Source organism: Polynucleobacter sp. AP-Sanab-80-C2, from assembly GCF_035012965.1.
Classification (GTDB): Bacteria; Pseudomonadota; Gammaproteobacteria; order Burkholderiales; family Burkholderiaceae; genus Polynucleobacter.
The window spans coordinates 593,758-616,844 of the sequence record NZ_JAYGQS010000001.1 but is presented as its reverse complement, the minus strand read 5'-3'; the positions used below and the strand labels follow the sequence as shown (position 1 = coordinate 616,844).

The window sequence follows — 23,087 nt, the reverse complement described above, 5'->3', positions numbered from 1 at the left end:
GATATGGAGTCTTCAAGGGTACAAGCCCTAGAAAACCCATTTGGTCCCAAAGTATTGGGGATGTGATTGGTAAAGGTGTAAACCATGTGGTCGGTACCGGACGTAAAGCATGTGTCCGGTACGTACCCTGTTATCTATGGTGGCCCGGGGCGGAATCGAACCACCGACACAAGGATTTTCAATCCTCTGCTCTACCGACTGAGCTACCAGGCCAAGACTGGGAATTATAAATGAAAGTGTGTTGTAGCCTGAAAAATGGACTTACTGTAGATAATCCCACTGGATTTTGCTAATCCTACGATAAGCTGGTGCCGACTGTATAGATGACCCTGAATAGTTTTATTGCCACCTTATGCAAACCTCATCTAACCTCTATTTAAAAGCGATCGAGGCCTAAAAGTAGCAGTGGGGAGAAATCACTTATAGTCATAAAAAGTATAAAGGGGCTGCTGTGAAACTATTGGTAACACTAATCTTTATTAGCGCACAAATTTTTATCGTCAGACAGTACAACATTCTGCTCAGCACTTCTTATAGTCCTTAGGCTAATATGAAAAGCCTTGAAATACTATCTCAGAACCAACTTCAGTAAAATATAATTCCAATCTATATAGCAACCCATTGCTGAGTCTTATCTTGCACTGTTGTTCATCGCAAACCCGGGGGTAAGTGTCATAAGAAAGAATTTTTACTTCATTAACTAATTTTTTCAACTCTAACCTATCTGCAAAATATCTCTTATCAATATCTTTAACTTGTTGGGTACAATCTTCATTTAGAATGGGACGAAACGGTGGCATGCCTACACACTCAATTGGATCAAATGTAAGGCGTGGTGGTGGATAGATAAAAATCACTTGTTTATTATTATTTTTAAAGTACTCAACTGTTCGTCTAAGCTGTACTCTTATTGAATCTGTTATTTCAGGCTGATTCATTGCTAACACGATTGTTCTTACATCGCTATTGCGAGCAATTCCATTAATAAGCTTATTCATTTGCTCAGATTGCTCAGCCTCATAATCTTTATCAGAGCTTAATTTTAGAAATGGCTGTCTGGCTGGCCAGCCAACCATAGCAAAATTTTTTCCATTTGATGAATATTTTTTTGCTATGCCAGGGAAGGCACTATGTGCGATGCTATCACCAATCAAAATTGTTTCTAATTTATTCTTTGTTTTTGATAGCCGGCAAAATGTTGGCTGATAGTTGTCAAATATTTCCAGGCAGCCTTCATCTATTTGAGGTGGTCGCCCTCCGTGTAAATCTAATACGTGCTTCTCCCTAAATCCCAAACCATCCCTAACATAGGCGCTCCAACCTTGGGAACCAATTAATCCAACAAGTACCAATAGAACTAATGTTGTCTTATGGCTCTTATTACGAGTAGGACTTTCAAAATACTTATAGGTAATTTGTGCCAAAACAATCGATACAACGATTAGCATTAACTTATAAAAAGTGGGCAATTTTCCGGCGGCAATAATTTGCCCAAAGCTTAGCAAAGGCCAGTGCCAAAGATATAGTGGGTAGCTAATAAGTCCAAACCAAACAAGAACCTTATTTGACAAAATTCTTTTATTTACCCAGGCGTCTTGCCCTGCAGCCAATAACATTACTGTGCCCAATGTAGGTAACAAAGCCCACCAGCCAGGAAATGGGCTTTTATCGTCAACAATAAACATGGCGATGAGTATGCTGACCATTCCTAAAATAGATAAAACATTGGAATATCGAGCGCTAATTTTATTGTCAATATTTTTATTAAGCGCAATGTACGCCCAAATTGCTCCGATGAGCAGCTCCCAAAAACGACTAAATGGAGAATAATAATCGGCGATGGGATTGCTAGTCACCATCCATAAATTTATAAGAAATGAAATACAGGCAATGATTAATGTAATTTTGAGAACATTTAATTTTTTCTTAAATGCTACCCATAAAATTAACGGCCAAAATATATAAAATTGTTCTTCTATTGCGAGCGACCACAAATGAAGCAATGGCTTAGTTTTAGATGAATTATCAAAATATCCGCTTTCATCCCACAAAACGAAGTTCTGCATGAAGCCTGCACCTGCTGCAATATGCTTGCCCAACTGCATATACTCAGAAGCGTATAAAGCAAACCAGCCAAATGCATAACAGGCGAGAAGGACTAAAAATAAAGCTGGAAAAATTCGTCTTATACGACGGCTGTAAAATTCTATAAAACTAAATGAATTTTTCTCCAAATTTTGCAAAATAATTGTTGTGATTAAAAAACCTGAAATTACAAAGAAAATGTCTACGGCAATAAACCCGCCAGAAAAAATGCCTGGAAATGCGTGGAATCCTAATAATGGAACTATTCCGAAAGAACGAAGACCATCAATATCAGGCCGATATTTTGTTCGTTTTAGAGACATAAGTTACGCAAAGTAGATAAGTTTAATAAGCTCTGGCAAGCACATTTCATTATAAAAATCATTACATTTAAATAAACAAGCGCTTAATCCTGAAAGGGCTACTGAATGGGATCACGTGTTGCTGTGATAGTCATTTGCTTTGGACTGTTTGCCTTATTAATGAAGGGTTTTTAAATTGCTCTTCTTTAGTTAGGCGCACCGTAACTAGACGCGAAATAAGTTTGTTCCATTAGGAACAAATAATAACTGATTCTCTATCTAACGGGGCTTGGTGGGGTGGCCACCTTTCCCTGAATAATCTCAAAGGGTTGATAGTCCTTATCTAAATCTGGATATGTTTTTTCTAAGAGACCTTCAAGATATTCAGGGGTCATGCAGCCTGCTATTGCCAAGAATAATAATTCTCCAAACTTTGCCTGAATAAGAATTAAATTTTTATCGTCAGAAAGTGAGAATTTATATTCGAACTGGTTATTCAATATCGCCCTGTTTCTAATGAGCTTAGGCATTACCCCATTAATGTGGCCAAGAATCTCAAATACTTTATACCCACCATCTTCAATAACATTTGCATTTGTAAACCAATTAAGCGCCAGACAATCTTCATTCTTAGAGACTAGGCCTGATTCAAGATATGTAATTCCCTTGGTCAACTTCTTCGCAAAAATTCTTATCGCAACTCTTGTTTCATCATTAATATTTAGAACGCTCATTTTTTGATGGATCATTCCTGGCCTGGCTTTATGCCATCCTGACGATTATTAGCTCTTGTCTCTATAGCGGACGGCAAAAATGATTTATAGAACTCAGGCCTTTGGCGGTTCAAGGCCTTCATCATTCCTTGCAATTTTCCATCTAAATCACCATGCTCAGGAGAGCCCATCCTTACAATAACTGCCACTATCAAATCCTCGTCGGATGAATAGTTATTACAAGCGGTACATGATGGAAATTCGAAACTATTTGGAGCAATTCGATTTTGAAATAACGCACGGGGTGGGCAATGCTCAATCGTCGTCGCATCAACAATGCCGCCACAGAAAATACACTTTTTGTGTTCACTTATGAAGTGCTGCAATTTTCTTTTCTGTTCTCCCATATAGAAAATCTACTATGCGAATTACGAGAAGTAAAAAAGTATTTTTGGTAGCCAACATCAATACTGTCGATACCAATTCGGGAATATTCGAAACCGCTACGAGCCGATAGATTCGCTGCAGGCAGGGCAGTCGGTCTTGCTGTGCTTAGGCCGAATGTGTAGAACTGTTCAAGCCTCTATCCTAGCTTTTCAATCCTCTGCTCTACCGACTGAGCTACCAGGCCAAGACTGGGAATTATAAATGAAAGTGTGTTTTAGCCTGAAAAATGGACTTGCTGGACTTAACTGGCTGTAGTTAAAGCCTTGGAGCGGGCAGCATGTAATTTCCTATAGCTGTCGATCAAGCGGTGGTGCCGGTCAAGTCCCTCGAGCTTTGTACTGGTTGGGGTCAGGTCGTAAAAACGCAGTGTGCCATCTACAGAACCCATTACCGCGTCCATCCGCTCATTGCCAAACATGCGGCGGAAGTTGACTTCGTAGTCATCAAGCTGCAAATCATCATCTAGCAGAATCTCTAGAACTGCATTTAAGGCCTGATAGAACAATTTGCGCTCGACTGTGTTGTCGTTGTATTGAAGAAAGGCGCCTACTAACTCATGTGCTTCATCAAATTGCTTTAATGCAAGATGAATTAACAACTTCAACTCCAGAACTGTTAACTGGCCCCAAGGTGTATTTTCATCAAACTCAATACCAATTAGTGTTGCAATGTCGCCATACTCATCTAGCTCGTTATTTTCTAGACGCTCAAGCAATGTGCCCAGTCTAGCGTTATCTAATGTGTGTAGATTCAAAATATCAGCGCGAAATAACAAGGCCTTGTTCGTGTTATCCCAAACCAGATCTTCAATTGGATAAACCTCCGAATAACCTGGGACCAAAATCCTGCAGGCTATCGCGCCTAGTTCGTCGTATACCGCAACGTAAGCTTCTTTATTCATATCCTTGAGGATGCCAAACAAGGCCGCAGCCTCCTCAGCATTAGAGCTCTCACCCCGCCCCGAGAAATCCCATTCAACAAATTCATAATCTGACTTTGCACTAAAAAAACGCCATGACACTATGCCGCTGGAATCAATAAAGTGTTCAACAAAGTTATTGGGTTCGGTCACCGCTTCGCTTGAAAAAGTGGGTGGTGGCAAATCATTAAGTCCCTCTAAGCTTCGACCCTGGAGTAATTCCGTTAAGCTCCGCTCTAATGCGACCTCTAAACGCGGGTGTGCTCCGAAGGAAGCAAACACGCCCCCTGTTCGTGGATTCATTAAGGTCACGCACATCACTGGATAAGCCCCGCCAAGTGAGGCATCCTTTATTAACACTGGAAAGCCCTGCTCTTCTAATCCTCGAATCCCTTCTAGAATGCCAGGATACTTAGCCAGTACTTCCTGCGGCACATCAGGTAGAGCAATTTCACCTTCTAGAATTTCACGTTTAACTGCACGCTCGAAAATCTCTGATAGGCACTGCACTTGGGCTTCAGCGAGGGTGTTGCCAGCACTCATACCATTGCTGACATAAAGATTTTCAATCAGGTTCGATGGAAAATAAATAGTCTTGCCATCAGATTGACGTACATAAGGTAACGAACAAATACCGCGCTCTGCATTACCTGAATTCGTATCCATTAAATGTGAACTACGCAACTCACCGTCAGGATTAAAAATTTCTAGGCAATATTCATCCAAAATTTCTGTTGGCAATGCATCATCGTTGCCCGGTTGAAACCAGCGCTCATTAGGATAATGCACAAATGCTCTATTGGCGATATCCTCGCCCCAGTATGCGCCAGCATAAAAATGGTTGTTGCTTAATCGCTCGAGGTATTCTCCTAAAGCAGATGCCAAAGCGCTTTCTTTTGTTGATCCTTTACCGTTGGTAAAACACATCGGCGAATGTGCATCGCGTATATGCAAGGACCACACGTTTGGAATAATGTTGCGCCATGAAGCAATTTCAATCTTGATTCCAAGGTTTGCTAACACACCAGACATATTGGCAATGGTTTGCTCTAGCGGTAGATCCTTGCCGGCAATAAAAGTTTTTGCATCGGTAGCAGGCTTTAAAGTCAACAAGGTCTGCGCATCCGCATCCAAATTTTTAACTTCTTCTATGACAAACTCTGGACCGGCTTGCACCACTTTTTTTACAGTACATCTCTCAATGGAGCGCAAAATACCTTGGCGGTCATTGGCAGAAATATCTTCTGGTAACTCAACCTGGATCTTAAAAATCTGCTGATAGCGATTTTCAGGATCGACAATATTATTTTGTGAGAGACGAATATTTTCGGTAGAGATCTTTCGGGTGTCGCAGTACAACTTCACAAAATAAGCGGCGCACAGAGCCGATGAAGCCAGAAAATAATCGAATGGTCCAGGAGCTGAACCATCACCCTTATACCTTATCGACTGATCGGCAATTACGGTGAAGTCATCGAACTTAGCTTCAAGGCGAAACTTGTCGAGAAAGTTGACTTTAATTTCCATAGGAATGATTCCGAATAAGATATATCACTGGGGTGAGCACGGCCTTAGCTTTAAAACAAACGCACATGCAAAAATATTTACCAAGTGCTTGCGGCAAATATTGTCAGGCCTATTGCTCGCCCTTATTGCGTGATGTATCAATTCCTAAAGCTTTGAGCTTACGATATAAGTGCGTTCTTTCTAGTCCAGTGTATTCAGAGATCTTCGTCATGCTGCCACCCATAATTTGCATTTGATGCTCAAAATAGGCCTTTTCAAAAAGATCTCTGGCTTCTCGCAGGGGTAGATCAAAATACGTTTTGGCGATTCCACTGATGAACTCGCCTTCGGCAGGCGCTGGAGCAGGCTCAGCACCAAGCGGCTTTGGGGAAGCGCCTGCAGATAGGCTGGACTGAACTACTCTCTCTTCTGCTGGCTCTATATATTTTGGTGAATTCTCTAGGGCTTTGCTGACGGTCTTCAGAAGTTTTTGTAAAGCAATCGGCTTTTCTAAAAAGTTCAGTGCGCCAATGCGTGTGGCTTCAACTGCCGTATCTATTGTGGCATGACCAGACATCATGACTACTGGCATGGTTAGCTGCCCAGTCTTTGACCACTCTTTTAATAAAGTAATACCGTCAGTATCTGGCATCCAAATGTCTAACAGCACCAGATCAGGACGCATTTGTTCGCGAATAGTGCGCGCCTGAATAGCGCTCTCTGCAGCATAAACAGTATGGCCTTCATCCGTCAGAATCTCATTGAGAAGCTCACGAATGCCCATCTCATCATCAACGACCAAAATACTCGCCATGCTTAGGCCGCCTCTTTTGCTAAGTTCATAAACAAAATAGATACTTGTGCACCGACCACTTCTTCTCCTCGCATACGATTTCGTATTTCTATTTTGGCACCGTGGTCGTCAATAATTTTTTTAACGACCGCCAAGCCTAATCCCGTGCCTTTACTCTTAGTTGTTACGTAAGGCTCAAATGCTCTTGCCAATATCTTAGCTGGAAATCCAACTCCACAATCACTTATTGTTAATCGCACTGCATTTTGAGTGACCCCATCTTGCTCACCATAAGCCACCAACTCTGTTTTTACCTCGACCGGTTCAGCCTGATGACTGCCCTCCAGCGTAGCGTCTTGAGCGTTTTGGAGCAGATTATGAATAACTTGTCTCAGCTGAGTTGAGTCTCCCAAGATATTTGGGCAGCGTGGATCGAGCTGGGTTCGCAAGGGACTGCCCTCGTATAAACCGAGTATTTCCGTGGTGAGCGTATTAATGGAGACGGGCTTTAGTTGTGGTGTGGGGGTCTTTGCGAAATCCCTGAAGTCATTCACCATTTCTTTCATGGCTTGGACCTGTCCAATGATGGTCTCGGTGCTGCGATTGATCATGTCCTCTTGCTCGGGACTAAGCTTACCCGCAAGTTTGTGTTGTAAGCGCTCAGCAGAGAGCTGAATTGGGGTCAGTGGATTTTTAATTTCGTGGGCAAGGCGTCTTGCAACTTCACTCCAAGCAATGGATCTTTGTGCACTAATGACATCAGTAATATCATCAAAGACCACCATGCGCAGATCCGTCGTCAGCTGTGTGCCACGTACAAACAGGGTTACACCTAACTCATTATCAAATTCATTAGCAGTATGAAGCTGAACTTGTTTTTGCCAGATAGGCGCCGCCTGTTGGGCTGATTCGGCTGCAGAATCAGCCACATCATTAGAAACGGCGAGCTTCAGGCTTGCGAAGCCTTCTTTAATGGCTTCTTCAAACTCCAAAAGCGCGGGATTACTACTCAGTGGTTTGCCGTCCAAAAGGGTTAAATCTTGTGCAAAGATGCGGTCTGCGCCAGCGTTGCTAGACACTACGTTATAGCTTTTATCAAAGATACACACCCCTGCAGTGAGGCTTCCCAAAACCTTTTCTAAAAAGGCCTTGGATTCTTGCAAAGATGTGCGCGTGTCGGCCAATTGCCTGGTCATCACATTAAATTGCCGTGTCAGCATGCCAAGCTCATCGCCCGTATCGAGCTCTGGCTTGGGCGACAAATCGCCTTGGGCAACTGCCTGAGTTCCTTTGAGCAACATCAGCAATGGTTTGGCAAGTTGACGGCCTAATAGTAAGGCCAAAATCACCGCGACAAATAATGCAAAAAAGAGTGTCAGTGTGAGAGTACCAACAAACATCTTGCGCAAACCGGTGCGGCCCAAAGACTTTTCTTGATAATCAGTATAGGCAGATTCAACCGCATCAATATTCTTAGATAGTGGGCCGGGAATGAAACGTACCAACTGAAGAAAATATTTATCGTCGAGATCTTTGCTGGGATCAGGCTTTCCTTGGATAAATTTCTTGCGCACAATTGGCACAATCGCTCTTACTCTATACCCACGCTGCCCACCGTCTATTTCAGTTTGATCTACAAAGGTCAGGCCCTTCTTTTTAAATGCTTCCGCAATGACCTCTTCACTAGGGGGAGGAAAATACTTTTTAGGCTTTACCTCACTAGTAAAGATCAAAGTACGTTGGACGCTAAACAGACTAAGTTCTTGAATGCCAAATTGATTGCGAATCTTCATTACCACGCTCGCAACCTGCTCCGTGCTTGAACCAGCAGGAGCCAGCACAATTTGTTCGGCAATGAAATTACCTTCGGCCAAGATTTCTTCTTGGGCAACCCTTAAAGTAACACGCCCCAACTCCAAGCCCGAGTTAAGAGCGGATTCGACTTGGACGTCAAACCAGGTTTCAATACTTCGGGAAACGAACTGAAGAGAAACCCCGTATAAAATTAATCCTGGCACCACCCCCACTAGCGCAAAAATCATTGCCAATTTGGCGATCAAACGTGTACCGAAGTGACCGCGACGCCAACGCACGGCAATGACGATAGCTAAAGTCAAAATGACAAGCGTTAAGCAAACGCCAATGACCAGGTTTGCTGCATAAAGCAAAATAAAGTAACGGTCAAAGAATTCGGTGTTGGAGGAAGCAATCGATAACAAAACCAATAGCAATAATGCCAATGCTCCAATCAAGCCTATTGCAGCTGGCAGTATTTTTTTTCTCCAGACCTTGGATTCAAAGAAGCTGGGCTTAGCCGATGTTATAGCTTGTCTCATCGCTTAATTAGATTTGATCCGCCGGTAGAGAAAGGCATGCGGAACCAATCACTAGAGACATTCCACTCTCTACTGTTCAGGGCATTTACCTGAAATGGTTTGGGTAGCTTGCTTAAATCCAAGGCCATGTGCAAGCTTGCGGTGTATGCTTTGCTGGGGTCAAGCTGGCTGTTATCAATCACACGCCAACCACCAATACTGCCAACCGCTTGCAAGGCTTCAGAAATCGTTTTGGCAGAAAAACTAAAGCCTTCGGAGGCAATACGATATTGCTGAGTCAAGGGCTGATAAGATAAGCGCGCTTGTCTTTGGGCAGAGATTGGTTTTTCATCAAACCAATACCAGCGCGAGCGTGTCAACTCAAAGTCTGTTTGAAAATAAAGCACAACGCCTTTTTGTACAACATCTTCCAAGCCCGGCGACAACTCAATTTGGAAGGTGGCATTTAGCAGCCAATCGTTATCGACCTTCTCTAGCTCAAAGGATTTGATTTTGATGCCCTCGGCATTAACGGCCGTTGAAAAAATACTCAAGGCCATCAAACCCAAAAAGATGAATTGCTTAATTCTTCGGCTCATGGCCCATTTTTCTTAAACAAAGCATAGTAAAAACCATCGTTCGCTTCGGTTGGCAAAAGCTGTCCTGGAGCATCTAATCGTACCGCATTGCCATGCTGCTGCGCAAACCAAGCTGCCTGCTCTTTACCCTCCTCCGGAAACACCGAACAAGTAACGTATAAAAGCAGTCCTGCGGGCTTGAGCATCTTCCATACCTGGGTCAAGATTTCACGTTGCTTTTTCTGCAAGGACTTGATATCTGCCTCACGCCGTAAAAATGGAATATCTGGATGTCGAGAAACAATGCCCGAGGCCGAGCAAGGGGCATCTAACAAAATTTTGTCAAAGAGAGTGCCATCCCACCAAGCAGCTTTTGATGCGTCACCGCGAATTACCTTTACTTTTTCAGAGTGCAAGCGCAATCGATCTAAGTTGCCGCCAATTTTTCCAAGGCGAGCGCCGTCTAACTCTAGCGCAACCATCTGACAGTCTACTAGCTCTAATAGATGGGCTGTCTTTCCTCCTGGCGCTGCGCAAGCGTCTAGTATTAAATCACCAGGTTGGGGGTTCAATAGAATTGCTGCTAATTGAGCGCCAGTATCTTGTACTGATGCAGCACCACTATAAAAACCCGGCAACTCAGAAACAGGCACAGGATTTGTGATCAACAGCGCACTAGGTAAAGTAATGCCTGTTACCGACTCAATGGGAGAAGATGCAATACCAGCATCATTTAATAAAGCTTGATATTGCTCCCGCGTATATTGTTTTTGATTCACTCGCAAAATGAAGGGTGCGCGCTTCGCTTGAGCAAACAAAATGGTTTGCCATAGCTTCGAGTAATTTCGCTTGAGGTTTGCGCGCCACCACGCGGGAACATACATCGAGATCGGGTCTGGCGGGTAACTAGGTTTGCCCTCGGGGGGCTGCAAAATCAAACTCACTTTGCGAAGCACCGCATTTACTAAGCCCTTGGCATACATGGTTTGGTCGTACTCGCCACACGCTCTGACTGCCTGATCAACAATCGTATGGGTTGCATAGCCTTTGCCCTCGGTACCATCGCGCATAAACAACGCAATTGCAACACTCAATAAGTGATCAACTTCAGGTGGCGGAGTTTTGGGTACAAATTGTTTTATCAATTCATGAGAGCGAACCCATTTACGCAGCGCATCAAAACTCAAGCTTTGAACTATGGGTCTCTCGTGGGCATCTAGTTGGTCCAACACTTCGGTAAGAGACCTGCCACTCATAACCTCACCAATAGCTTGTGCGGCAATAGTGATTGCCTCTGAAAGTGGCAGGCTTTGGGCTGTTTTTTGATCTAGCAATGGGTTTTACTCGATGTCAAGATTGCTCGACCTTTGTTTTAAAACAAAATGGTTTTTCAGCAACATCAAATGTTTGCAAACAAAGTTTTGCGTTCATTCTTTTACCGCCGGGCTTTTGCATTTCTAAAACCTCAAGCACGCCAGAGCCGCACTGCACATAAATACTCTCGTCGCCAAACCCCAGAACTTCGCCAGGCAAACCCGACTTACTAGGAGCCTCTTTTGGCATGCATGAATTCCAAAATTTAATCCCATGCCCAGCAAAACTACTGCTGGCACCAGGGAAAGGATTAAGCGCCCGAATACGAGCATCAATTTGCTTTGCGCTCAGGCTCCAGTCAATCTCAGCCTCTGCTTTTAATATTTTCTCTGCATAGGTAATGCCTATATTTGATTGCGGTATGCGAGCCAAAGATTTAACACCCCCCAACTGAGCAAGCGTGTTCACAATTAACTTTGCGCCCAAAGCAGCTAATCTATCGTGCAAGGTCACGCTTGTTTCATTGGGAGCAATTTCAAGCTCCTCAAGCAAAACCGTGTCGCCCGTATCAAGGCCCGCATCCATCTGCATAATGCATACGCCCGTCTTATGATCGCCTGACTCTATAGCGCGCTGAATGGGAGCAGCACCGCGCCAACGAGGCAATAAGGATGCATGAATATTAAAACTTCCATGCCTACCTGGACGTTCGCTAATATCCAAAATCTCTTGGGGCAATATCAAGCCATAAGCAACTACTACCATCGCATCAAAATCAAGCTGGGATAAGCGTTGATATGCTTCTTCTGCCTGTAGCTTTTTTTGCGCATCAGAATGATTGCGTTTCAGCGTTTCTGGCTGCATCACTGGTATCTGTTTCTCTAATGCAAACTCTTTGACAGGGCTGGCTTGCAAATGCATTCCCCTACCAGCGCGGCGGTCAGGCTGAGTGAGTACGAGCACGATTTCATGACCAGCCGCAGCAATTGCGCGCATCGCTTGCGCTGCAAACTCAGGGGTGCCGGCAAAGACAATCTTCATGCAGGGCGACTAGCGCTGACCTACCAATTCTTTGGCGCGCTTTTTCATTTTTTGTGAGATACGAGTTCGCTTGAGCAAGGATAGGTACTCAACAAATACTTTGCCTTGCAGATGATCTAATTCGTGTTGCAAACAAACGGCTAATAGTCCATCAGCCTCAATCTCAAACTCCTTGCCATCAAGATCTAAAGCCTTCAAGCGTATTTGGGCTGGGCGTTCAACTTCATCATAAAACTCAGGCACTGAAAGACAACCTTCGCGCCAAGATTTTGTTTCAGCACTCGCCCAAATAATTTCTGGGTTAATAAAAACCATCAACTCATTTTGCTCATCAGAAACATCAATCACAACAATGCGCTCATGAATATCGACCTGTGTTGCAGCTAACCCAACTCCAGGCGCCTCATACATAGTGTCAGCCATATCAGCCACAATTTTTTTAACACGAGCATCTACCTGCGCCACAGGTTTAGCAACTTTATGCAAGCGTGGGTCGGGGTAACAAAGGACGGTTAACAAAGCCATGTAGGAATTATCTAACAGAGCAATCCGTCTGTCCTGATTGTTCATAATCCCCCGCAGATCAAAATGTTTGCTACCTATGCCATCAATACCAAGAACCATCCGTAAAATTGTGCGCGGGGATCAACATTACCCAGCTCGGCTCAATGATCTTTTCGACCCTCCAAGTTGCCTATATATAAAAGGGAATATTGGGCTGCTGCTGATGCCCATGATCGCCATTGTGGGCTCGCGCAACGCCAGTGCCAAAGGACTCAAAAATGCCAGCCACTTTGCCCAAAGCCTGTCTAAGGCTGGTGGCACCATTATTTCCGGGCTAGCCAAGGGAGTTGACGGGGCAGCACACCGCGCCACACTTGGTCTTGGGGCAAACCATCACACGTTAGCCGTATGCGGGACTGGGCTAGACATTGCCTACCCTCTTGAGCACCAAGGACTGATGACGACGATTGGGCATCATGGTTTATTGGTTTCAGAGTTTCCACCAGGGGTTGGTCCAAAAGCTTTTCACTTTCCCAGGCGCAATCGCATCATTGCAGCCCTGTCGCTAGGTGTAGTAGTAATCGAAGCTGCTGAAAAATCAGGCTCCTTAATCACTGCCCGTCTTGCCTGTGAGCTGGGAAGAGAGGTTTTTGCTTTACCCGGCTCCATTGATGACCCTCTTTTTGCAGGCTGCCATCAACTCATACAACAGGGGGCCAAGTTGGTTCGAAGCCCCCAAGATGTGCTGGAAGAGCTCATTTTTCTCAAAAACCCCATTTAAAGGGATTTTAAGAGGGTTTTATCCAACAAAAAGTCGCCTAATAGGAATCTCAAGTGCTTTAAAAAGGGCTTTTTTGGACTTTTCAGGATTTATCGGTTAATAATAAAAAAGGGATCTGCAATAGGATAAATCGTAATTTGGTTTAAATTGATCATCCTTTTTCCCTATTAAAAACATTTATTCAGGCTCAAATTTAGGCAAACGCGTGGCTAAAGCATCTACCAAAAGCAGTTCCAAGACCTCATCCGTGGATAACCCAAAGGCGCTGATCATTGCCGAAAAACCCTCGGTTGCCAATGACATCGCTAAAGCCCTGGGCGGCTTTACCAAGCATGAGGACTATTTTGAAAGCGATGACTTTCTAGTCTCGTCTGCTGTTGGCCATCTTTTAGAAATTGCTGCGCCAGAGGAATATGACGTCAAACGTGGCAAGTGGTCTTTTGCCAACCTGCCAGTGGTGCCCCCTTATTTTGATTTGCGCCCGATTGCTAAAACAGAGTCGCGCTTAAAAGTGCTACAAAAATTGATCAAGCGCAAAGACGTCACTTCATTGATTAATGCCTGTGACGCGGGACGCGAAGGTGAGCTTATCTTCAGACTGATTGCCCAGCATGCAAAAGCATCGCAATCGATTAAACGCCTATGGCTTCAGTCGATGACGCCAGCATCCATTCGTGATGGCTTTATTAACCTGCGTAGCGATGAAGATATGCAGCCGCTTGCTGATGCGGCACGCTGCCGCTCTGAGGCTGATTGGCTCGTGGGTATTAATGGCACCCGCGCCATGACTGCTTTCAATAGCAAGAGTGGTGGCTTCTTCTTAACTACTGTGGGTCGCGTACAAACACCAACTCTCTCTATTGTTGTAGAGCGTGAAGAACTCATCCGCAAATTTATTTCAAAAGATTATTGGGAAGTAAAGGCGGAGTTTATTGCTGCAGCTGGAGTATATGAAGGTCGTTGGTTTGATCCTAAGTTTAAGAAAGATGTTGCCGAGCCTGATGCTCGTGAGAATCGCCTTTGGAGCGAAGCTGCAGCGCAAAGTATTGTGGCGGCTTGTCGCGGAAAAAAAGCAACCGTCAGTGAAGAAGCAAAACCGGCGACCCAGCTTGCACCACAACTTTTTGATTTGACTAGCTTGCAGCGCGAAGCTAATGCACGTTTTGGTTTCTCTGCAAAAAACACACTAGGCCTTGCGCAAGCTTTGTATGAACGCCATAAAGTATTGACTTATCCCCGTACTGACGCAAAAGCGCTGCCGGAAGATTATTTGGATACCGTGAAGCAAACCATGGAGAACCTTGCAGATCACTCGCAAGAATATCGTCCGTTTGCTAAACAAATTTTGCAGGGCGATCCCAAGGACCCCAAAGCAAAAGCAGGTTACGGTTGGATCAAACCTAATAAGCGAATCTTTGATAACTCCAAGATTTCTGATCACTTTGCGATTATCCCAACCCTAGAGTCGCCGAAGAGTTTGAGCGAGCCAGAAGCAAAGCTTTATGACTTGGTAGTGCGTCGCTTCTTGGCTGTCTTCTATCCTGCTGCTGAATTCCGGGTCACGACTCGGATTACCGAAGCATCTGGGCATCACTTCAAAACAGAGGGTCGTGTCCTTGTAAATCCGGGTTGGCTAACTGTTTATGGCAAATCGAATCAGGCAGATGATGAGTTGGTGCCAGTGCAAGAAGGTGAAACGGTTCAAACGGAATCTGTGATTTCTGTGCCCTTGAAAACCAAGCCCCCAGCCCGCTATACAGAAGCAACCTTGCTCTCTGCAATGGAAGGTGCAGGCAAATGGGTTGATGATGATGAAATGCGGGAAGCCATGGCCGAAAAAGGTCTTGGGACTCCAGCAACGCGAGCAGCCATCATCGAAGGCTTGCTGGCCGAAAGATACATTGTGCGCGAAGCGCGTGAACTAATTCCTACTGCGAAAGCATTCCAGCTAATGACTTTGCTGCGCGGCTTAGATGTAGAAGAATTAACTCGCCCTGATTTAACGGGCAGCTGGGAAAATAAGTTATCGCTCATCGAGCAAGGGAAGATGAATCGCGACACCTTCATGCAAGAAATTGCACAGATGACTCAACGCATTGTGAAGCGCGCAAAAGAATATGACAGCGACACTATCCCAGGCGACTACGCGACAATGACCACGCCCTGCCCACACTGCAAAGGGCCGGTGAAAGAAAACTATCGTCGCTTTGCTTGTGAAAAATGTGGCTTTACGATTAGCAAAACTCCCGGTGGGCGCGCATTTGAATACCCTGAAGTAGAAGAGTTGTTACGTGAAAAAACGATTGGGCCTTTACAAGGATTTCGCAGCAAAATAGGTCGCCCCTTTGCCGCCATCATCAAGTTAACTGAAATTCCAGAAGATGATGCTGACTATCCAAATGCAGGCTTTAAATTAGAGTTTGATTTTGGCAACACGCAAGATGACGAAACAGAAGCGATAGATTTCACCGGTCACCAAGCTTTAGGCGTATGTCCAAAATGTTCTGGTGCCGTTTATGAAGATGGCATGCGCTATGTTTGCGAAAACAATACTGGCCCTAGTAAATCTTGCGACTTCAAAACAGGCAAAGTCGTCCTACAGCAAGAAGTGTCGGCTGAACAAATTCAAAAATTGCTCAAAGAAGGCAAAACGGATCTGCTGACCAACTTCAAATCTAACCGCACTGGGCGAGGCTTTAAGGCCTACTTAGCACTTGGTTCTGATGGAAAAATTGGTTTTGAATTTGAGGCTAAAGCACCTGGTGCAGCCAAAGCGCCCGCTAAGAAACGTGCGGGTGCCAGCGCTGCAACTAAGTCCGCAGCAAAACCTAAGCGCGTAAGCAAGGCAAAGTCGTCCTCTAGTAGCTGAGCTGTAACTAGCTTAGCCGCTAAGGCTGACCACAAAATCCCCCTTGACCCCAAGGCAGTAGCCAAGAAAATTCCCGGGCGCTGACGAAGCGCTCCAATGATTGGAAGACGATCGCCAGCAACACAGCGCACGCCAACAAACTCATCGTTTTTAATAAGGCTGCTGGAATCCCCCTCTGGATGGTCAAGCAAGCCTTTTGCCTGTGCGCGATTAAATTCATCGCTCGCCTCTCTTGGAGACAAGTCATCTTCGCCTTCATCAAAACTAGAGCCAACGATCCAGCGATAGCTGCCGTCTTCTAGCTGCTCTGCTGGCAAACAATAGCCATCCCCTGAAATGCCTACCTTGGGCAACTTTGACACCCAAGGGTCATCGGGCCCAATTGAAAAAATACTGAGTTGCCCGCGCACTGGTTTTAGGGGGAGACGCACCCCGAGGCTATTAATTAAATCTTTGCTATCGATTGCTGTAGCAATCACGACCTTCTTCGCACTGATGAGCACATTGTTTGAGCAATCAAATAAGTGCCATATTCCATTGCACTCTTCCAGCCTTGTAATACGAGTACTCCAAAGGCATGTTAGGCGCTCATGCTCCTTCAGTAGTTGCTTGCTTGCCTCCAATAAATTTAAGCAAGCCCCGCGAGAAATCCAAACACCGCTTTGTGAGATGCCACACATTGTTCTGGCTTCTTCAACATCGAGGGCAATCGCAATGTCTTCTTTTAAATCTAGAGAATGAAGGTGGGCCGAGACTTCTACGCGATTAAACTCTCTATCTTTTTTTGTCGGCTGAAAAATGCCATGTGCTCTCCAAGTCTTTCCCCACCGAGCTTCGGCCAACAAAAATGCCAGGCGCGTTAAGCGTAATAAACGAGGGGAGCCTTTTCCAATATGCGGGTGTGCTATCGCATAGGCATGACTGGAGCAAGCGGTAGCAGGGGAGTGAGAGGCATCAATAACGCAGACGGACTTGCCGCGTTCGAGCAACTCATTTGCGATGGTTGCGCCACAAATGCCTGCCCCAATCACCACGATTTCATGGTGTTGGGGTTCGGTCATTAATTTAATCTAGGGGTAGCGTAAAAATTACTAATAGCTTAGCAGCTTACACGTTCAAGCGCTGTTCGATCTTGGCACGAGTCTCTTGCAACTCTTTAGGCAAACGCTCGCCAAGGTGATCAAACAATTCTGTGTGCAGCTTCAGCTCATTTTTCCAGTCATCAACAGCTACATGGATCGCTTTAGCAAACTTCTCAGCGGAGTAGTCCAGGCCACCCCAATGCATATCGGTGTGTTCTGGGCAAATACCAAACGGGGTTTCTTTACCGCTTGCTTTACCTTCAGCACGATTCAAGATCCATGAAAGAACCCGCATGTTCTCGCCAAAGCCTGGCCATATAAACTTGCCATTTTCGTCTTTACGGAACCAGTTCACACAGTAGATCTTCGGCAATACGGCACCGTCCGCCTCAAGCTTCTTACCAATGTTGAGCCAATGCTGGAAGTAGTCGCTCATGTTGTAACCAGCAAACGCAATCATTGCAAATGGGTCTCGACGTACGACACCAATTTGACCAGTAATCGCAGCGGTGGTTTCTGAGCCCAAAGTAGCAGCCATGTAAACACCCTCTACCCAATCGCGCGCTTCACTTACCAATGGCACGGTATTAGAACGGCGGCCACCGAATAAGAACGCATCAATTGGAACGCCTTCTGGGTCATCCCACTTTGGATCTACTGCAGGGTTATTGGTCGCGGCTACTGTAAAGCGTGAGTTTGGATGGGCAGCTTTACGGCCTGCAGCGCCATCTGCTGGAGTCCAGTCTTTCCCCTGCCAATCAATCAAATGTGCTGGTGGTGTTTCTGTCAAACCCTCCCACCAAACATCACCATCATCAGTTAAGCCAACATTCGTAAAGATCACATCTTGATTTAAGGAATCGATACAGTTTTGGTTGGTTTGACGGTTTGTGCCAGGGGCAACACCGAAGTAACCAGACTCTGGGTTGATCGCGAACAAACGTGTTTTGCCGGTAACCGAGTCTTTGCGTGGCTTGATCCATGCAATGTCATCACCAATTGTGGTGACTTTCCAGCCGTCAAATCCTTTTGGCGGAATCATCATAGAGAAGTTGGTTTTTCCGCAGGCGGATGGGAATGCGGCAGCAATGTGATACTTCTTGCCTTCAGGTGAAGTTACGCCAAGAATCAACATATGCTCAGCTAACCAACCTTGATCGCGACCCATATTGGATGCAATACGCAATGCGAAACATTTTTTGCCCAACAAAGCATTGCCACCGTAGCCTGAACCAAAAGACCAAATCTCGCGCGTCTCTGGGTAATGAACAATGTATTTGGTTTTGTTATTCGGCCATGCAACGTCTTTTTCACCGGCTGCCAATGGTTTGCCTACGGTGTGGATACAAGGAACAAACTCGCCATCTGCGCCCAACTGATCAATCACTGCCTTGCCCATACGGGTCATGAGGCGCATATTGATTGCAACATAAGGGCTGTCAGATAACTCAACGCCGATGTGGGCAATTGGTGAGCCGATTGGGCCCATTGAAAATGGCACTACATACATTGTTCTGCCACGCATACAACCATCAAATAATGGATTTAATGTTGCGCGCATTTCATTTGGCTCCACCCAGTTATTGGTAGGTCCAGCATCTTCTTTTTTAGCCGAACAAATGAAAGTGCGGTCTTCAACGCGGGCGACATCTTCTGGGTCAGAAAGCGCTAAAAATGAATTTTTCCGTTTTGCAGGATTGAGTCGCTTGAAAACCCCGGCACTTACTAATAATTCACATAACTCATCGTACTCAGCTTGAGAGCCGTCGCACCAACGAATGGCGTCAGGCTTTGTGAGTGCAGCCACCTCTGAAACCCACTCAATTAAACGCTCGTTTTTTACGTAAGCCGGCGCATTCGCATTCACTTGGCCGCTAATAGTTGAAGTCATATGTTTCCCCATGAAGATTGAATTTTTTAATCCAATGATTTTAACATTTTGGACATATTTGACGGCTCAGCAAGTCACACGACCAGGCTCTTATTTGCCGATACAGAATTGGCTAAAAATTTTGCCCAAAAGGTCATCTGGTAGGAGCTTGCCCGTTATTTGGCCAAGATGATTTTGGGCCAAAGATAGCTCTTCTGCGAAAAATTCAAGCGAATTGTTACCATTTGCAGCAAATTTTTCTGATTTTTCAATATGTTCGGCAGCGCGCTCTAAACAATCCAATTGGCGCCTGCGAGCAACAATTGCCCCTTCTTGAGGGCCACTCCAGCCAACGGTTTCGAGAATTTTCTGTTTCAGGGCTTCAACACCCTCGCCTGTTTTCGCCGAAATCAACAAGGCGCCATCTTTTATGACGCCGGAATTTTTATCCAATAAATCAGACTTATTCATCAACTCCAAAATGGGGCAATTGGCGGGTGCAGCATCCAAAATTTGAACCCTTAAATCATTAGCTTCTTTTTCGGCATTCGGGGCGGTCAAGAAAATAATCAAATCTGCCAGACGAATCGAATCCCAGGTTCTCTCAATCCCCTTTGCCTCAACCTCGTCCGAGGTTTGCCTTAATCCAGCGGTATCAATAATGTGCATTGGCACCCCCTCAATCTGGATGCTTTCTTTCACTCTATCCCGGGTGGTGCCAGCAATAGGAGTCACGATAGCAACTTCCTCACCGGCCAGCCTATTTAAGAGTGAGCTCTTGCCAACATTGGGAGCGCCAGCCAATACCAGCTGTATGCCATCGCGCAAAATTTTTCCTTGCTTGGCGTTGTTGCGCAGCGCTTGAAGTTTTGTTTTCACTGCCGAAAGACGATCGCGTGCTTGCGCGTTTTCTAGAAACTCGATTTCTTCTTCGGGGAAATCAAGGGTCGATTCCACCAAAATTCTTAGCTGGGTAATTTCTTCAACAAGACTATTGATGTCGTCTGAAAAGGCGCCCTGCAAGGATCTAGCAGCTCCACGGACGGCTGCCTCACTCTGAGCATCAATCAAGTCTGCTATTGCCTCAGCCTGGGCTAAGTCAACTTTGTTATTGAGATAGGCGCGTAGAGTGAACTCACCGGGCTCAGCGATAACGAGACCAGCTTCTTTGCCAAGCTCGAGGCAGCGCCTCATTACTAGCTCAAGCAGCTGAGGGCCGCCATGGCACTGCAACTCCAAAACATCTTCGCCAGTAAACGAAGCGGGTGCGGCAAAATAAATTGCTACCAATTGGTCGATGAGCTGCCCGCCCGCATCGCGCAAGCTGAGCAGGGTTGCTTGGCGAGGAAGTAGATCCCTTTGAAAAAGGGCTTTGATGATTGGCCTTAGGTATTGTCCACTCAAGCGGACAATACCAACCCCAGCTTTACCTGGGGCGGTTGCTACAGCAATGATGGGAAGCTTACGAGTCATCATTGCTGTTTGTTTTTCATGAAATGCTATGCCATCAACAAATTACTTGGCTTCTTTTTTTCCAAACATTTGGTTGATCTGCCACTGTTGTGCAATGGACAACAAATTATTAACCACCCAGTACAAAACTAAGCCTGCAGGGAAGAAAAAGAACATGATCGAAAACACGATCGGCATATACAACATGACCTTAGCCTGAATTGGATCTGGTGGGGTTGGATTAAGTTTAGTTTGCACAAACATGGATACCGCCATGATCACTGGCAAGATGTAAAAAGGATCCGGCACGGATAAGTCCTGTATCCAAAGAACCCATGGCGCGCCGCGCATCTCGACAGATGACAACAAGACCCAGTACAAAGAAATAAATACGGGAATCTGAATCACTACAGGCAAACAGCCGCCGAGTGGATTGATTTTTTCTTTGCGATACATCTCCATCATGGCTTGATTAAGCTTTTGTGGATCGCCTTTGTATTGCTCCCTCATCGCCATCAAACGCGGCTGAACCTCTTTCATACGAGCCATCGATTTATAGCTAGCAGCGGAGAGTGGGAAGAAGACCAATTTAATTAAGATTGTTAACAGAATGATGGCCCAACCCCAATTGCCTACATAACCGTGGATTTTTTCTAGCAACCAGAAAATGGGTTTAGCAAGAATGGTGAGATAGCCATAGTCCTTCAAGAGCTCAAAACCTGGGGCGATGGTTTCTAAAACTTTTTCTTCTTGTGGTCCAACGAAGAGCTGTGCTTTTTCAGTCACCACTGTTCCTGGCGCAACAATACCCAATGGGGTCTGCATGCCAACGCGATACAGGCCGTTATCAATTTTTCCAGCGTAGATATCACGGACGACCTTATCGCCCGGAATCCAGGCGCTAGCAAAATAGTGTTGCACCATGGCAATCCAAGCTGGATCGCCTGCAGGCACTTGCTTTGGCAGTGTGATTTTGTTTTTATCAATCTCCGTGAATTCAAGCTTATTGAACTTTTCTTTGTCGGTATAAGCAGCTGGTCCAGTAAAGGTGCTAGCAGAGAAAGCACCATCGAACGGTCCAATTTTTTGTTCTTGCGAACCATCTCGCACAATCTCGGTATAGAGAACCAAAGGGTTTGGATTTGTCACGCTTTGTGTAACCCGGTGACCCACATCCACCACATAACTTCCTGAATTAAGGATGAAGGTTTTTTCGAGCTTTACGCCACCTCGTTCGCTGGCAAGCACAACAAACGGCCTGCCTGAACCATCTTTGCCAGACTGAACCAACTTAAAGGTGCTTGTATGGTTTGGCAAATCATTGTTGTTAAGGGTGATTAACCCAGATCTCGCAAAATATTTATGGTTTGGTGTGTATTGGAATAGCTCAACCGGTTTTTGTTCCGCAGTTAAGGCTTTGAGGAGTTTTGCATCAATAACATTTGCACCGCTTGCGCTTATCTCCAAAACTAGCACATCGTTTTGTAATACAAACTTTTCTTCGCCCTCAATTGAGCCAACATTTGCAGTCGGTGCTGCTGTAGCGGTCTTAGTGGCACCAGAAATTTGTGTGGGCACATCTAATTTACTGGCTGTGCCTGTCTTGTCTGCGGCTGCGGGCGCTGCAACTGGGGCAGTAGCGAACATCGATGGTTTGCCCTCATGAACCTGCCAATTGTTGTACAGCATGAGACCTGATAGTGAAAACACAGCCCAAAGAATTGTTTTTTTAAAGTCCATTTGTATTCACTTAAATGATTGAGACGTTTGTTTTACCGCAGGATCATAACCGCCTTGTGACAAAGGGTTACAACGCAAAATGCGCCATGCCGTTAAACCAAAGCTTTTGAAAAATCCATAATGATGAAAGCAGTCACAGGCATATTGAGAGCAGCTAGGCACATACTTACACCGCATGCCAATGTAAGGGCTAAGTGCAAGTTGATACAAGCGCACCAAGCTCACTGCGACCTTATTTAAAACGCGCACCCTAAATAAGCTCCATCACCTGAGAGCGCAGGAGATCTTTCTCTTTTTTTCTGAGTCTGCCGCGAGTTTGACGACCAATTGGCTTTTTAAGCTTAAGGACAACATCTTTGTTAAATGCCGTTGCCTGTGCAGTCCAAACTATTTCACGAATCATTCGCTTCAAGCGATTTCGGTCTACGGCGCGTTTAACCAATTTTTTGGCTACTGCAATTCCTAGGTCAGGCTTGGCGCCATTTTGAGCGCCCACAGAATACATGCCCCAAGACAGATTTGTTTTGGGGCGCGATTTAAGTAATTCAGAAATCCTTGCGCTATTCAATGGCTAAATTACACAGCCAAACGTTTGCGACCTTTTGCGCGGCGTGCATTTAATACAGCGCGTCCGCTCTTGGTTTTCATGCGAATACGAAAGCCGTGGGTGCGCTTGCGACGTGTAACTGATGGTTGATAAGTTCTTTTCATGATAGATCCCTGGAAAACCCACTATTTTCCTTGTTGCGAAGCAAAAGGTCAATCTATCTCAATAA

18 protein-coding genes, 1 tRNA gene and 1 pseudogene are annotated in these 23,087 nt (G+C 45.3%); 2 read left to right on the top strand and 18 right to left on the bottom strand.

What is annotated here, in order from left to right:
- Positions 1-137: 137 nt before the first annotated feature.
- From VC178_RS03220 to def, 11 genes are all read right to left on the bottom strand, one after another.
- Positions 138-213, bottom strand: a tRNA-Phe gene (locus VC178_RS03220).
- A 332-nt stretch (positions 214-545) separates the two neighbouring features.
- Positions 546-2,408 carry an acyltransferase family protein gene (locus tag VC178_RS03215; RefSeq protein ID WP_323481570.1) on the bottom strand — a complete coding sequence of 621 codons (1,863 nt, stop codon included), beginning with the start codon at positions 2,406-2,408 and terminating at the stop codon, positions 546-548.
- Positions 2,409-2,662: 254 nt separating this feature from the next.
- Positions 2,663-3,121 carry a hypothetical protein gene (locus VC178_RS03210; RefSeq protein ID WP_323481569.1) on the bottom strand — a complete coding sequence of 153 codons (459 nt, stop codon included), beginning with the start codon at positions 3,119-3,121 and terminating at the stop codon, positions 2,663-2,665.
- An 11-nt stretch (positions 3,122-3,132) separates the two neighbouring features.
- The gene (locus VC178_RS03205; protein WP_323481568.1) at positions 3,133-3,507 is read right to left on the bottom strand and encodes a hypothetical protein; all 375 of its coding nucleotides are present in this window, start codon (positions 3,505-3,507) and stop codon (positions 3,133-3,135) included.
- A gap of 281 nt (positions 3,508-3,788) precedes the next feature.
- Positions 3,789-5,993 carry an OsmC domain/YcaO domain-containing protein gene (locus VC178_RS03200; protein ID WP_323481567.1) on the bottom strand — a complete coding sequence of 735 codons (2,205 nt, stop codon included), beginning with the start codon at positions 5,991-5,993 and terminating at the stop codon, positions 3,789-3,791.
- 109 nt (positions 5,994-6,102) lie between these two features.
- Complete coding sequence (locus VC178_RS03195) at positions 6,103-6,786, bottom strand: response regulator (RefSeq protein ID WP_323481566.1); 684 nt, start codon at positions 6,784-6,786, stop codon at positions 6,103-6,105.
- A gap of 2 nt (positions 6,787-6,788) precedes the next feature.
- Positions 6,789-9,101: a sensor histidine kinase gene (locus VC178_RS03190; RefSeq protein ID WP_323481565.1), complete on the bottom strand. Its 2,313-nt coding sequence runs from the start codon at positions 9,099-9,101 to the stop codon at positions 6,789-6,791.
- A complete protein-coding gene (locus VC178_RS03185) occupies positions 9,098-9,679 on the bottom strand; it encodes a DUF4390 domain-containing protein (RefSeq protein WP_323481564.1) in 582 nt (193 codons plus the stop codon). Before VC178_RS03185 ends, VC178_RS03190 begins: the two co-directional genes overlap by 4 nt.
- A complete protein-coding gene (gene rsmB, locus VC178_RS03180; RefSeq protein WP_251372067.1) occupies positions 9,676-10,992 on the bottom strand; it encodes a 16S rRNA (cytosine(967)-C(5))-methyltransferase RsmB in 1,317 nt (438 codons plus the stop codon). Before rsmB ends, VC178_RS03185 begins: the two co-directional genes overlap by 4 nt.
- Positions 10,993-11,008: 16 nt before the next feature.
- Complete coding sequence (gene fmt / locus VC178_RS03175) at positions 11,009-12,013, bottom strand: methionyl-tRNA formyltransferase (protein WP_323481563.1); 1,005 nt, start codon at positions 12,011-12,013, stop codon at positions 11,009-11,011.
- A 9-nt stretch (positions 12,014-12,022) separates the two neighbouring features.
- Entirely contained in the window at positions 12,023-12,538 is a 516-nt protein-coding gene (gene def / locus VC178_RS03170; protein WP_215297544.1) for a peptide deformylase, read from the bottom strand.
- A gap of 76 nt (positions 12,539-12,614) precedes the next feature.
- On the opposite strand from def, the gene dprA reads away from it, so the two are divergent.
- Together dprA and VC178_RS03160 are read left to right on the top strand one after the other, a co-directional pair.
- Positions 12,615-13,298: a DNA-processing protein DprA gene (gene dprA, locus VC178_RS03165; protein ID WP_323481562.1), complete on the top strand. Its 684-nt coding sequence runs from the start codon at positions 12,615-12,617 to the stop codon at positions 13,296-13,298.
- Between the two features lie 205 nt (positions 13,299-13,503).
- Positions 13,504-16,167: a DNA topoisomerase III gene (locus VC178_RS03160; protein WP_323481561.1), complete on the top strand. Its 2,664-nt coding sequence runs from the start codon at positions 13,504-13,506 to the stop codon at positions 16,165-16,167.
- 59 nt (positions 16,168-16,226) lie between these two features.
- Here the strand turns inward: VC178_RS03160 and mnmC are convergent.
- The 7 genes and pseudogenes from mnmC to rpmH form a co-directional block, all read right to left on the bottom strand.
- Positions 16,227-17,228 (bottom strand): annotated as a pseudogene (mnmC, locus tag VC178_RS03155) (FAD-dependent 5-carboxymethylaminomethyl-2-thiouridine(34) oxidoreductase MnmC); the annotation flags it as partial.
- A 46-nt stretch (positions 17,229-17,274) separates the two neighbouring features.
- Positions 17,275-19,140 carry a phosphoenolpyruvate carboxykinase (GTP) gene (locus tag VC178_RS03150; protein ID WP_215319415.1) on the bottom strand — a complete coding sequence of 622 codons (1,866 nt, stop codon included), beginning with the start codon at positions 19,138-19,140 and terminating at the stop codon, positions 17,275-17,277.
- 90 nt (positions 19,141-19,230) lie between these two features.
- Positions 19,231-20,592, bottom strand: coding sequence for a tRNA uridine-5-carboxymethylaminomethyl(34) synthesis GTPase MnmE (gene mnmE, locus VC178_RS03145; RefSeq protein ID WP_323481590.1), 1,362 nt, complete (start codon positions 20,590-20,592; stop codon positions 19,231-19,233).
- A gap of 42 nt (positions 20,593-20,634) precedes the next feature.
- Entirely contained in the window at positions 20,635-22,311 is a 1,677-nt protein-coding gene (gene yidC / locus VC178_RS03140) for a membrane protein insertase YidC (protein WP_323481560.1), read from the bottom strand.
- Between the two features lie 6 nt (positions 22,312-22,317).
- Positions 22,318-22,536 (bottom strand): membrane protein insertion efficiency factor YidD, encoded by a 219-nt coding sequence (gene yidD / locus VC178_RS03135; RefSeq protein ID WP_256441770.1) that lies wholly within the window; start codon positions 22,534-22,536, stop codon positions 22,318-22,320.
- A gap of 25 nt (positions 22,537-22,561) precedes the next feature.
- Positions 22,562-22,879, bottom strand: coding sequence for a ribonuclease P protein component (gene rnpA / locus VC178_RS03130; protein WP_215296060.1), 318 nt, complete (start codon positions 22,877-22,879; stop codon positions 22,562-22,564).
- 8 nt (positions 22,880-22,887) lie between these two features.
- Positions 22,888-23,022 carry a 50S ribosomal protein L34 gene (gene rpmH, locus VC178_RS03125; RefSeq protein WP_011903922.1) on the bottom strand — a complete coding sequence of 45 codons (135 nt, stop codon included), beginning with the start codon at positions 23,020-23,022 and terminating at the stop codon, positions 22,888-22,890.
- Between the last annotated feature and the right edge of the window lie 65 nt (positions 23,023-23,087).